Raw genomic sequence first — 12,671 nt, forward strand, 5'->3', positions numbered from 1 at the left:
TCATACAGGCCCGCTGCGACCTCGCCTCCCCCTCTCGCCTCACGCAGCGCTCTTCCCATAAGCACCCGTACCGCCGGAGGCTGTATGCGGTTCAGCTTTGACAAGGCTGCCTGCCAGAACACCCGCAGGGCGTTGCGCAAGGAATGGCTGCTCACCAATGGTCTTGGCGATTACGCCAGCAGCACCATCCTTTGCTGCAATACGCGGAAGTACCACGGCCTGCTTACGGTCAATACGCCCTATGGCCGCCATGTGCTGCTCTCTGCCCTTGAAGAGTCCATCATGGGCGGCGGCAAGGAATTCACGCTTTCCACACGCCAGCACCCAGGCACGCTCTACCCTCACGGCCACGACTACCTTGAGGCATTCCGCCTGGATCAGTGGCCGCAGTGCGTCTACCGCGTCGGCGACGTGCGCCTGTGCCGCGAAATCCAGCTTGTCCGTGGGGAGAGCCTGCTCCTGATGCGCTTCAGCGTGCGCGGGCCAACCCCCGTACCACCGTTGACGCTACGCCTGCGCCCCCTGCTGGCCTACCGCAATTTTCACAAGCTTACCCACGCCAATCCCGACCTGCGCGCAGAAACCACCCCACTGTCCGACGGCTTCAGCATCACTCCCTATGAAGGGCTGCCCACGCTCTACATCCAGTGCCAGACAAGCCAGAAGCATTCTTTCGCGCCACGCCCGGACTGGTGCCGTAATGTGGAATACCTTGAAGAGCGTGAACGCGGCTTTCCCTACAGCGAAGACCTCTTTATGCCGGGCGTGCTGGACGTGGGCATGCCCCCCCTTGCCAACGGCGCGGAAAGCTGCGTCTATCTGGCGGTGGGAACACGCCACTGCGAGCAGGACCTGCACCAGATGTGGGACGCCGCCAGCCATGAGCGCACCAAGGCCTACAAGGCCAACGTCGGACTCACCGGGCACCTGAGACAGGTCGGACGCCAGTTCTGCATCGAATCCCCTGCGGGACGGCCCGAAGTGCTGGCGGGCTACCACTGGTTTGACGCCTGGGGCCGCGACACGCTGATCAGCCTGCCGGGCCTGACCTTTCATGCTGGCCGTACGGATTTTGGCCTGCGCGTTCTGGCCGAAATGGGCAGGCATGTGGAAGACGGGCTCATCCCCAACATGCTTTCGCCCCAGGGCGATCACGCCTACAACTCCGTGGACGCCGCCCTGTGGTACGCCTTTGCGCTGCAAAGCTGCCTTGAGGTGGACGCCGGGCATCTCGCCTGGGTGCGTGAAAACGCCTGGCCCGCGCTCAAGGCGGTCATTTCCGGCTACCGCGCGGGCGAGGGCAGGGCCAGACAACTGGACATTCATGTGGACGCCGAGGGCCTGCTGCACGCAGGCAACGCCCACACCCAGCTCACCTGGATGGACGCTCAGGCCAACAATGCCCCCGTGACGCCACGGCAGGGCTGCCCCGTTGAAATCAATGCCCTCTGGTACAATACCCTGGCCTTTGCGGATCAGCTTGCCGCGCGCTTTGGCGAGGAACCCCTGGCGGGCGACATGGTTCTGCGCCAGATGCGCACGGCATTTTTCCAGCGCTTCTGGGTTTATGGCGGCGGGGGCTACCTTGGCGACGTCTGGCAAAACGGCAAACTCGACGCCAGTGTGCGGCCCAACCAGATTTTCGCGGTATCCCTGCCCCATCCCGTGCTGGCTGAAGATTATCAGGCACAGGTGGTGGAATGCGTGCGCAACAAACTGCTCACGCCTTACGGACTGCGCACCCTGGCCCCGGACGACCTGCACTACAAGGGGCGGTACGACGGCGGCCCGACCAGCCGGGATGCGGCCTACCACCAGGGCACGGTCTGGCCCTGGCTGCTGGGGCACTACGCGGACGCCCTGCTGCGCACGGCCTGGGATGTGGACGGCGCGGCCATGGCGCTTCTGGACACGCTCACGCCACTCTACTGCGACCATATTTCCCAGGCGGGCCTTGGCAGCATATCTGAAGTGTTTGACGGCTCGCCCCCGTACAAACCCAATGGCTGCATCGCCCAGGCCTGGAGTGTGGCCGAATGCCTGCGCCTTTTGCTGCGGTTGCAAAAAGCCGCTCCCGCAGTCTACGAGCGCTGGCAAAAACTGGCGGCGCACCGCATGGCCCACCCCGTCATTGGCGATACGGCGGGGGTCTGCCGCGTGAGCATGGCTTTGGAAGGCTGCAAGAAACAACATGCGTGCGCGCCGGACGCAGCACAACCGTAAAAAAACATAGCAAACCATGCCTGCACGGCCACACTGCTTCGCCGTCAGGCACAATAAGGAAGCACTGATTAAAGGGCCTCCAGGAAACGAGCTGGTATTTCCTTTGGCAAGGCGCGATCCTTTTTTGAAGCAGGAGTGGACTCTTCCGTCCTCGACTGTTTCAAAAAAAGTGAAGCAAGTCCGCCAAAAGGAATAAATCAACGTTTCCTAAAGCGAAATGTTCGAACAGGAGCGGGGAAGAGTTGTGGCGGCCGACAGGAACGGCCGCTGAATCCGGCGGGAGAATCTCCGCCGCATGAGGGAGAACACATGCGAGTGCTTATGTTCGGCTGGGAGTTCCCACCTCACATCAGCGGAGGTCTGGGCACGGCCTGCTTTGGCATGACCCAGGCTCTGGCCCGCAGGGGAGCGGAAATAATCTTTGTACTGCCCCGTATCGACGACAGCAAGGGGAAAGGGGAATTTCTGCGTCTGCGTTCGGCATCCGGAACTCCCATCACTCAAGACCTGGTACAGCGCATGAACTGGGCGCAACAGGAAGTCTGGCGCAACGGCATACGCTGCCTGCCGGTGGACAGTCCGCTCATGCCCTATCTCACCCCGCAGGACTACGTCAGCGCACTGGGCCGCCTCAGCGGCCGCACCTGCGCGGGAGAGCCGTATTGCCTGACACCGCGCCAGACGGGGGAAGAAGAGTCCCATCAATCCAGATCCTTCACCTATTCGCTGCAAGGCGGATACGGCCCCAGCCTTATGGACGAGGTGCTGCGTTACAGCCGCCTTTCCGCAGCCCTGGCTGTTCAAGAAGACTTTGACGTTATCCACGCCCATGACTGGATGACCTATCCAGCGGGCATGCTGGCCAAAACCCTCACGGGCAAACCCCTTGTTGTCCATATCCACGCCACCGAATACGACCGCAGCGGAAGCGACATCAACGAGCAGGTGGCGGGCATTGAACGGGCGGGCATGCTGGCCGCCGATGTGGTGGTGGCCGTGAGCCGCCTTACCCGCAAAACCGTCATCGAACGCTACGGCATCCCCCCGGAAAAGGTCATGGTCGTACACAACGCCGTGGCCCGCCACGAGGCCCAGCGCCATTATCCCATCCCGCCGCGCATACGGCACGAAAAGCGCGTGCTGTTTCTGGGCCGCGTCACCTTTCAGAAAGGGCCGGAATATTTCATGGAAGCCGCACGGCTGGTGCTGCAAAAAATCCCCAACGTGCGCTTTTTCATGGCTGGCAGCGGCGACATGCTGCCACGCCTCATCCGCAGGGCCGGGCAGTTGCGCATGGGCAGCCGCTTCCACTTTGCCGGCTTCCTGCAGGGGGAGGAGGTGGACCGCATGTTTGCCCTCAGCGATCTCTACGTCATGCCGTCGGTTTCCGAACCCTTCGGCATAACGCCCCTTGAGGCCATGCTCTACGACGTTCCTGTACTGCTCTCACGTCAATCGGGCGTATCCGAAGTGCTGCAACACGCCCTTAAAGCCGATTTCTGGGATACCCGCGACATGGCCGACAAAATCTGCGCCGTTCTGCGCTACCCCTGCCTGGCGGCTGAACTGGTGAAAAACTGCCGCGAAGAAATGAAGTCCATCCGTTGGGAAAATGCCGCCGACCAGTTGCTGGCCATTTACCACAACGTACACGGAGGTCGCTCATGACAGCCATATGCCTGTGCTATGAGGTTCACGAACCTTACCAGCTGCGCCGCTATACGGTTTTTGATATGGGTCAGAATTCCATTTATGAAGACGATGACCACAACTGCGATGCCATGCTGCGCGCGGCACGCCTGTGCTACCTGCCCGCCAATGAGCTTATGCTCAAGCTCATCCGCCGCTACGGCAAGGACTTTCGCGTGTCCTACGCCATTTCGGGCACAGTCCTTGACCTCTTTGAGCAGTACGTTCCTGAAGTGCTTGAAAGCTTTACGGCCCTGGCGCAAACGGGCTGCGTGGAATTTGTGGCCGAAACCGCGCCGCATTCCCTGGCCTTTCTCTATTCCCGCCAGGAGTTTGACCGCCAGGTGCAGGCACAGGCGTCCCGCCTGAAAAAGCTCTTCGGCGTCAAGCCCGTGACCTTCAAGCATACGGAATGCGTGTACAACAACGACCTCGCCGCCGCTGTGGCCGAACTCGGCTTCAAGGCCGTGCTGGCCGAAGGCACGGATCAGGTGCTGGGCTGGCGCAGCGCCAACTACCTGTACCAGCCCGTCAGCGCTCCGGAACTTGGCCTGCTGCTGCGCAACACCAGCCTTTCCAACGACATAGGCCTGCGTTTTTCCGACACGGCCTGGCCCGCATGGCCCCTTACGGCCGACACCTTTGCCTCCTGGTGCCACGGCCTGGCCGATTCGGCCGATGTCATCAATATCATCAACGATTATCATGTGTTCGGCCTGCGTCACAGCAGGGAATCGGGCATTTTTGACTTTCTGGAAGCCCTGCCGGAGGCCCTGCTGGCCCACAATGATTTTCACTTCGCCACGCCCGCCATGGCGGTCAAACAATTCAAGCCTGTGGGCAAGATGGACATCCCCCAGTTCATATCCTGGGAGGACGAGAGCGGCGACCTCACCGCGTGGCTTGGCAACGACATGCAAAAAGACGCCATACACGCCCTCTACGCCCTTGCCTCACGGGTGGATCGCAGCGGATCAGCCGAACTGCGCCACGATTTCGACAGGTTGCAGACCGCCGACCACTTCCGCCACATGTCCACCAAGTGGTTTTCCAGCGAGGCCCCGGACAGGCCAAGCCCCTTTGGCAGCCCCTATGACGCCTACATCACCTTCATGAACGTGCTGGCGGACTTTGAAATGCGCCTCAAGGCCGTTGAAGAACAGCAAAAGGCTCCCGACCCGGCCAAGGCTGCACCGGCCAAAACAGCCCCGGTAAAGCCTGGCCCGGCAAAAAGCCGCACAGGCCAAAGCCCCAAAACGCAGCCCAAAACTGCGAAAAAAGCGCCGGGCAAAGCACAGGCGTCCAGCAAGGAAACAGCAGGGGGCAAAAAGCCCGTGACGGGCGCAAAAGCAGTGCCAGCCAAAAAGGCAGAGCCTGCCAAAAAGACGGAGCCAAACCCAAAAACTGCAGCGGGCAAGAAAAAAGCCGCCGCCAAGGGCACGGCCACCACAAAAGAAAACAAGCCCGCCGCTTCGCCCGCAGGAGCGGATCAACCTTGAGAGCACACAAAGGCCACGGCACGCCCGTGACGGCGCTCATCTGCGGGGATGTCCCGCGTGAGCGTCTTCACGGCAAGCGCCTGCGCATCCTGCCGCCAGCCCGCGTTCACGCGCCGGGCGGGCGTCTTGGAAGCATTGGGAATGGATATTCTCAATGCGAAAATGCTCTAATATGGCCAGTGAAACAGCACTCGAACGCCCCCCAACATGAAAGGGCCACCCCCCACAGTCGTGGCCCTTACTGATATCTTGAGCAAGGAGATGACATGGACTTCAATTCCTCCCTGGTAACCCTGTTTGAAGTGAGCTGGGAAGTCTGCAACAAGGTGGGCGGCATTCACTCTGTCGTCACCAGCAAGGCCCTTCAGGCCGTGGAGCACTTCGGCGAAGACTACTTTCTTCTGGGCCCGGCCCTGAAAGAGAATCCCGGCTTTGAAGAAACCGACGAGCACGCCTGGGACTCCCTGCGCATAGGTCTTGCCACCCGTGACCTCAAATGCCGCCTGGGCCGCTGGAACATACCCGGACGCCCCAAGGTCATACTGGTGGAGTTCGACAAGCGCTATGCCAGCAACCAGCTGCTCTTTGAAATGTGGAAAAACTACGGCGTGGATTCCCTCTCCGGCGGGTGGGACTATATTGAGCCCGTCATGTTCGCCGCGGCCTGCGGTGAAGTCATCGCCGCCGTGCACGAAAGCCGTGTGGTGCCCATGCAGGGGCACAGCGTGGCCCTTTTTCATGAATGGATGTGCGCCGCGGGCCTGCTCATGGTCAAAAAGCTCGCGCCGGAGGTGGGCACGGTCTTTACCACCCACGCCACCATGCTGGGCCGCGCCCTGGCCGCCACCGGACGCGACATTTACAGCAACATGCGCAACATCAATCCCGCCAACGAAGCAGCGGCGCTGAACATCACGGCCAAATGGTCCATGGAGAGCACCGCCGCGCGCGAGGCCGACGCCTTTACCACCGTCAGCCCCATCACCGGCGAGGAATCCACGGTCTTTCTGGGCCGCCAGCCCGACGTCATCACCACCAACGGTCTTGATCTGCGCGTCATACCCGACTATTCCGAAGACCGCAGCGTGCCCTCGGCCTCGCGGGCAAAGATAATGGAAGCCGCAGGCCGCTTTTTGCGCGGCCCCCTGCCGGATCACACCCGTATCTTCATCATTTCAGGCCGCTACGAGATGCACAACAAGGGCGTGGACATCTTTCTGGACGCCCTGGCCCAGGCCGACCGCAACCTGTCCGGCACCGAGACCTCCATTCTGGTGCTCTGCATGGTCATGGGCGGCCACACGGGCGTCAACCCGGCGGCCGTGTCCGGCGACCCGGCTGAAACGGACAACGGCCAGCCCTTCATCTGCACCCATTATGTGTGGAACGCCCCGCAGGATCCCATTATCAGCGCCTGCCGCCGCCTCGGACTCAACAACAGTCCTGAGCGACGCATCAAGGTGATCTTTGTGCCCGCCATGCTTGACGGGCATGACGGATTTTTGAACATGCCCTACGAAGAAATCCTGGCCGCCTGCGATGTGGGCTTCTTCCCCTCCTGGTACGAGCCATGGGGCTATACGCCGCAGGAAAGCGCGGCCTGGGCCGTGCCCACGCTCACCACCGACCTTTCGGGCTTCGGCATGTGGGCCAGGGAAAAGATGAAGGAAGAGGGCATGGATCACAGGGGCGTCTACGTCATGCCCCGGCGCGGCATGAACTTTGAGCAGAGCGCCAAAGTGCTGCACGAAAAAGTGCTTGTTGCCGCCACCTGCGCTGCCGAGGACATGCACTCCTGGCGCGGTTACGCCCGCGCCCTGGCCGAAAAAACATCCTGGAGTTATTTTTTCGATAACTATGTTAAGGCATTCAATATAGCTCTCACCAAGTCCGAAACCCGCGCCGATCACGACGCAGGGCACGGCGCGCTCACACGGGTGCTCACGGCCTCCTGCTCGGCCACACCCTTTCTGCGCCCCATCATGGCAGTGGCCGAAGTGCCCCGCGAGCTTGCCCGCCTGCGCGAACTCGCCCAGAACATCTGGTGGTGCTGGCACGACTACGCCAAGGCCCTGTTCATGGCCCTGAACCCCCAGTTGTGGGAAGCCTGCCGCAATCCGCTGAGAATGCTTGAAGAGGCATGGCCCGCCCGCTTCAAGGAGCTCATGGCCAACGAAGAATACATGGACATGTACCACAGGGTGATGGAGAGCTTTGACGCCTATATGGCCGAACCCATCCGCTCCCTCAGTCAGGACGTGACGCCCGAACACCCCATTGTCTACTTTTCCACGGAATACGGGCTCAACGAGTCCATACCCATCTATTCCGGCGGCCTTGGCGTTCTTTCCGGCGACCACCTCAAATCCGCCTCGGACATGGCCCTGCCGCTGATAGGCATCGGCCTGCTCTACAAGAGCGGCTACTTCATGCAGGAGATCGATTCCAACGGTCGCCAGGTGGCCCAGTACCCCATCAACAACTTTGCCCAGATGCCCATAAAGCAGATGCAGGATGCCTTTGGCGAAGACATCTATGTGCAGCTTGAACTGCCGGGGCGCATCCTCTTCGCCCGCGTGTGGCGGCTGCAGGTGGGCCGGGTGACCCTCTTCCTTATGGATACGGACACCCCCCGCAACACCGATGAAGACCGCCGCATCACAGACCGCCTCTACGAGGCCAACCGCGAAACCCGGCTGCTGCAGGAAATTCTGCTGGGCCAGGGCGGCATGCGCCTTTTGCGGACCCTGGACATCATCCCCAGCGTCTACCACATGAACGAAGGGCATTCGGCCTTCATGGCGCTTGAAAGAGTACGCGACTGCATGACGCAGGGCATGGACCATGACGAAGCCATGACGCGCGTGCGCTCCAACACGCTCTTTACCACCCATACCCCCGTGTCGGCGGGCAACGAAGCCTTCTCTCTCGAACTTATGGGCCGCTATTTCACCGGCATGGCGCAAGGCCTGAACCTTTCGTGGCAGCAGTTTGTCAAACTGGGGCAGATCGAGGGCGGCGACAGCCAGTCCTTTGAAATGACCGTGCTGGCCCTGCGCCTTTCCTGCTGGGCCAACGGCGTCAGCCGCCTGCACGGCATCGTTTCCCGCCACATGTGGAACAAGTTGTGGAAGGGCCTGCCCACGGCCGAAACGCCCATAGGGCACGTCACCAACGGCGTGCATACCCCCTCCTACGTGGGCAGCTGGATGCACGAGTTGCTGCTCAAGCACCTTGGCTCCGGCTGGATGCAGTCCCAGCCCGGCGCTGATACATGGGACAAGGTGGACGGAATCCCCGACGAAGCCTTCTGGGCTGCACGCCAGAACCAGAAAGAAGCCCTGCTCGACGCCCTGCGCAAGCGGGTTCCCGTCTTTGCCCAGCGCTTCAAGCTGGACCCCGACACCCGCAAGAATATGGAGGCCCTGCTCAAGCCGGAAACACTCATTATCGGCTTTGCCCGGCGGTTTGCGCCCTACAAGCGCGCCACCCTGCTTTTTGCCGATCCCGACCGCCTGGCGCGCATTCTCAACAATCCCGACCGCCCTGTGGTGCTGGTCTTTTCCGGCAAGGCGCACCCTGCGGATGAGGCAGGCATAAACCTCATCCAGGAAGTCATGCGCATGTGCCAGGATCAACGCTTTCTGGGGCGCATCTTCTTTCTCGAAAACTACAGCCTGTCCGTGTCGCGGCTCATGTCGCAGGGCTGCGACGTCTGGCTCAACACGCCCCGCCGCCCCCACGAGGCTTCGGGCACCAGCGGCATGAAACTGCCCGTCAACGGCGGCGTGAACCTGAGCATCTCCGACGGCTGGTGGTGCGAGGGCTACAACAGGCAAAACGGCTGGACCATCGGCCCCGTGGTCACCAATGAACTGCCCAGCAGCGAGCAGAACGACTACATCGATGCCGAATCACTGTACGGCCTGCTGGAAAATGCCGTGCTGCCCCTGTACTTTGAACGCAGCCAGAACGGCCTGCCCACACAGTGGATAGCCATGGCCAAGCGCTCCCTCAAAAGCCTTACCGCCATGTACAGCAGCAACCGCATGCTCAATGACTACATCCGTCAGTACTATTTGCGGGCCGCACGCCGCCGCAGCATGCTGGCCGAAAACGACTGGGCCGCCTGCCGCCAGCTTGCCGCCTGGGCAAAAGACCTGCCCGCCCGGTTCGGCACCATCAAGGTGGAGGAAATGCTCATCAGCGGCGTGGAGAACAATACAATGATCTGCGGCGAGCCTGTGAGCGTTCGTCTGCATATCGACATCGGCGAAATGCAGCCCGAAGAAATCCTGGCCCAGCTTGTCATCGGCCGCGCGCTCATTGACGGCAACTTCATTGACAAACCCGAAATACTGCGGCTTGAACCCCGCACCTCGGACAATGGCAATGGAGGCAAAACCTACTCTGCCACCTACATACCCACGCACAGCGGACAGTACCGCTACGGCGTTCGCATCATGCCCTTCCATAAAGACCTGGCCTCGCCGCTTGAAACGGGCCTCGTCCTGTGGGCCTAGGCGGGGAATACGGGATGCACAACCGACCGGCATCGGCGGAGTGCTGTCACGTTGAGATGCTTTGTGGGGGAGGGACCCTTTTGCAAAAGGGTCTCCTCCCCCACACCCCCCAGACCAGATTACCTTTGAAATGTTACACATTTCAAAGGGGTCATTCTGCCGGAAATGCGATTTGCGGCAGAATCCACGCCACGTTGTGGCGCGCTGCACTCTCGCGCAGCGTTAGAGCATTTAACTTTTTCAAAGGTTAAATGCTCTAGCCAGTGCCGTCACGAGCGCCTTTCCTGGTATCTCTGCGTCGAACTTCACCTTTTATTCCGGTCGAGTACCACCAGAGTACACTCCCTGCATAAAAGGCTCGTTCTCCTTGATATAACTGGAAATTCATCTCGTGACGATACTGTCTAAAGCTTTTATTATCACTTGGTATAGCGGCTGCGTAACTACCCGCCGTAACGGGCGTGACACGCGGATATAATGCCGTTCAGACAGAAAGCGGGCCGCCACAGGGCGGCCCGCTTTCATTGCTGGTCATTGCTGTTTTTTGCTATTTCTTGCTGCTTCGCCGGAGCATGTTTGTGTAACAAAGCTTTGGACGGGCGGGCGGTTGTAAAAGATTGTTCACCAGAGGTGCACTGGCCCGGAAAGCATCGGGCAAGAAAACATCGGGCACAGAAAGCACTTGGAGTAGACAGCACACAGGCGCAAAAAACATGAGGCGAGTGGGCGGTTCCACTGCCCGCCCTGCGCTACCCGTTTTTCACGTCGGCGCGGCAGGTGAGCGTTGGCCCGTCCAGCATGCTCATGGCGTCAATCAGCAGGGAGCGGTAGCTGCCTGTGCCGCCCCCGACGCCAACCACCATAGCTTCAGCGGCAATTTCTCCTGCCACGCCCATGCTGCTGACAGCGCACAGGCAGGCCTGGGGCGCTTCTTCGGGCGCAGCCCCAAGGCAACAGCCGATGACGGCCGCCGACATGCAACCCGAACCCGTGATGCGCGCCATGAGCGGATGCCCGTTGCGCACCGTCCACACCCCCTGGGCATGGGCCACAATATCTATGGCTCCGCTGATTACCACCACGGCTCCCGTGCTGTCACTCAGCCGCCTGGCCATGTCGGACGCGCCCTTGAGGCTGCCCTCGGTCACAAGGGAGGCGTCCTCGGCGTCCACGCCTCTGGCCCTGGCGTCCTCTCCGGCCAGAAAACCTATCTCTGAAATATTGCCCTTGATGACCGCAAAGCGCACTTCACGCAACAGGCTTTGCAAAGCGCTGTTACGCAGGGCCGTAGCGCCCGCGCCCACAGGATCAAGCACCACGGGCCGCCCCAGGCTGTTGGCGCGCCTGCCCGCCACAATCATGGCCTCAACAGTGCGGCTGTTGAGCGTGCCTATATTGATGACCAGAGCCTGCGCCAGAGTCACCACATCTTCCACTTCGGCAATGTCGTCGGCCATTATGGGCGACCCGCCAGCGGCAAGAACCATGTTGGCGCAGTCGTTCACGGTGACGTAGTTTGTAATGCAGTGCACCACAGGCCCGCGCCGCCGCACGGTATCCAGAATATCCGCAAAGAATCTCATGCACTTCTCCTTCCGGCCACAGCCGGATCTCCATACGCAAACATACGCCGCTCTGGGGCGAAAAACGCCACGGCAGCCCTGAACGCGCCCTGCCGCCGGGCACGGAGGCCTAAGCGTAGCTTCAGCTGTTGCCCGCAGGGCTTGCCTGAACCGTTGGCGGGAACCGCCTTACGGGGCAGGACAGCATCGCTATGTATGAAGGCAGCACTACTATTTACCTGCGCAATTCCCTGCGCGCTTAAACCCCGTTGTGAGCGTGCCGCAACCCTTGAGAATGTATATTCTCAATGCTTCCAAGACGCCCGCATCCCCCAGAGCAATTTCAACGTGAAATTGCTCTGGGGAAGCATTGATTAAAGAGCCTCCTGGAAACGCGCTGGTATTTCGTTTGGCAAGGCGCTCTTTTTTTGAAGCAGGAGTGGACTCTTCCGTCCTCGACTGCTTCAAAAAAAGAGAAGCAACGCCGCCAAACGGAATAAATCAGCGTTTCCCTAAAAGGCGCTCGTGACGACACCGTCTAGGGTTTGATGTAGGCAAAACCCTCACGCTGCAAACGCACTATTTCCACCAGTCCCGCAGGCACGACTTCGCAGCCGGGCCAGAGGTCTTCGGGCGTCATGTTGTTGTTGGCCAAGGCATTGGCGCAAACCCGGATGCGCACCCCCTGTTCCTGCAAGGGCGCGGCCAAGGCGCGGAACTCTTCATTGCTCTTGTGAAACTGGATTGCGGAAGGGCCGTTGGCCACCACCACAAGTTGATAGCTCTCGTTGGGCAAGGCCTTGATGTAGTTGCTCGCATTCATCAGAACCAGCTTCAGGATGGCGGGTTCCTTGCTGTCTATGTGCAGGCAGAGATTGTAGTTCATATCCATTCTCCGGTAAAATTACAGCCGAAACAAAGGTGGCGACGCCGCGTTCATACAACGCCGCACACGGTACAAGTAGTAGCAGGGGGCAGGCCTTTTGCCAAGCGGCGCAGAGGCCTGATATCATCGTAGCCCAGCAATATTACTCATAAAAACGATACAATATGCGAATGTTTCTTGCTAAGAAAATCCATACAGCGTATAGTTACGTATGTGCAGTGTATTCAGCATAAAAACCCTGCGGCCCGCACGGCCCCTCCATGCCCAAAGCTCCCCCGGTAAGTACGTA

The 12,671-nt window shown here is 60.3% G+C and carries 7 protein-coding genes; 4 read left to right on the forward strand and 3 right to left on the reverse strand.

What is annotated here, in order from left to right; translation table 11 throughout:
• Positions 1 to 84: 84 nt before the first annotated feature.
• The 3 genes from RBR41_RS10720 to RBR41_RS10730 all read left to right on the forward strand — a co-directional run bounded on the left by RBR41_RS10720 (position 85) and on the right by RBR41_RS10730 (position 5,411).
• Positions 85 to 2,223 carry an amylo-alpha-1,6-glucosidase gene (locus RBR41_RS10720; protein ID WP_320352573.1) on the forward strand — a complete coding sequence of 713 codons (2,139 nt, stop codon included), beginning with the start codon at positions 85 to 87 and terminating at the stop codon, positions 2,221 to 2,223.
• Positions 2,224 to 2,532: 309 nt separating this feature from the next.
• Complete coding sequence (locus RBR41_RS10725) at positions 2,533 to 3,891, forward strand: glycosyltransferase (protein WP_320352574.1); 1,359 nt, start codon at positions 2,533 to 2,535, stop codon at positions 3,889 to 3,891.
• Entirely contained in the window at positions 3,888 to 5,411 is a 1,524-nt protein-coding gene (locus RBR41_RS10730) for a glycoside hydrolase family 57 protein (protein ID WP_320352575.1), read from the forward strand. The genes RBR41_RS10725 and RBR41_RS10730 overlap by 4 nt, the downstream gene beginning before the upstream one ends.
• On the opposite strand, the gene RBR41_RS10735 is transcribed toward RBR41_RS10730, so the two are convergent.
• Positions 5,402 to 5,566, reverse strand: a complete 165-nt coding sequence (locus RBR41_RS10735; RefSeq protein WP_320352576.1) for a hypothetical protein — start codon at positions 5,564 to 5,566, stop codon at positions 5,402 to 5,404. The two genes, RBR41_RS10730 and RBR41_RS10735, sit on opposite strands and share 10 nt — an antisense overlap.
• A 111-nt stretch (positions 5,567 to 5,677) precedes the next feature.
• Between RBR41_RS10735 and glgP the strand changes: the two genes are divergently transcribed.
• On the forward strand, positions 5,678 to 9,934 hold the full coding sequence (gene glgP / locus RBR41_RS10740; protein ID WP_320352577.1) for an alpha-glucan family phosphorylase: 4,257 nt from the start codon (positions 5,678 to 5,680) through the stop codon (positions 9,932 to 9,934).
• A gap of 749 nt (positions 9,935 to 10,683) precedes the next feature.
• On the opposite strand, the gene thiM is transcribed toward glgP, so the two are convergent.
• Both thiM and RBR41_RS10750 read right to left on the reverse strand, forming a co-directional pair.
• The gene (gene thiM, locus RBR41_RS10745; RefSeq protein ID WP_320352578.1) at positions 10,684 to 11,517 is read right to left on the reverse strand and encodes a hydroxyethylthiazole kinase; all 834 of its coding nucleotides are present in this window, start codon (positions 11,515 to 11,517) and stop codon (positions 10,684 to 10,686) included.
• A 517-nt stretch (positions 11,518 to 12,034) separates the two neighbouring features.
• Positions 12,035 to 12,382 carry a DsrE family protein gene (locus tag RBR41_RS10750; protein WP_320352579.1) on the reverse strand — a complete coding sequence of 116 codons (348 nt, stop codon included), beginning with the start codon at positions 12,380 to 12,382 and terminating at the stop codon, positions 12,035 to 12,037.
• Positions 12,383 to 12,671 lie beyond the last annotated feature (289 nt).

It is taken from the genome of Desulfovibrio sp. (genome assembly GCF_034006445.1).
Taxonomy (GTDB): Bacteria; Desulfobacterota; Desulfovibrionia; order Desulfovibrionales; family Desulfovibrionaceae; genus Desulfovibrio.

Coding starts and splice junctions, on each gene's coding strand:
- RBR41_RS10720 (WP_320352573.1), top strand. CDS start 85: ATGCGGTTCAGCTTTGACAAGGCTGCCTGCCAGAACACCCGCAGGGCG.
- RBR41_RS10725 (WP_320352574.1), top strand. CDS start 2,533: ATGCGAGTGCTTATGTTCGGCTGGGAGTTCCCACCTCACATCAGCGGA.
- RBR41_RS10730 (WP_320352575.1), top strand. CDS start 3,888: ATGACAGCCATATGCCTGTGCTATGAGGTTCACGAACCTTACCAGCTG.
- glgP (WP_320352577.1), top strand. CDS start 5,678: ATGGACTTCAATTCCTCCCTGGTAACCCTGTTTGAAGTGAGCTGGGAA.
- thiM (WP_320352578.1), bottom strand. CDS start 11,517: ATGAGATTCTTTGCGGATATTCTGGATACCGTGCGGCGGCGCGGGCCT.
- RBR41_RS10750 (WP_320352579.1), bottom strand. CDS start 12,382: ATGAACTACAATCTCTGCCTGCACATAGACAGCAAGGAACCCGCCATC.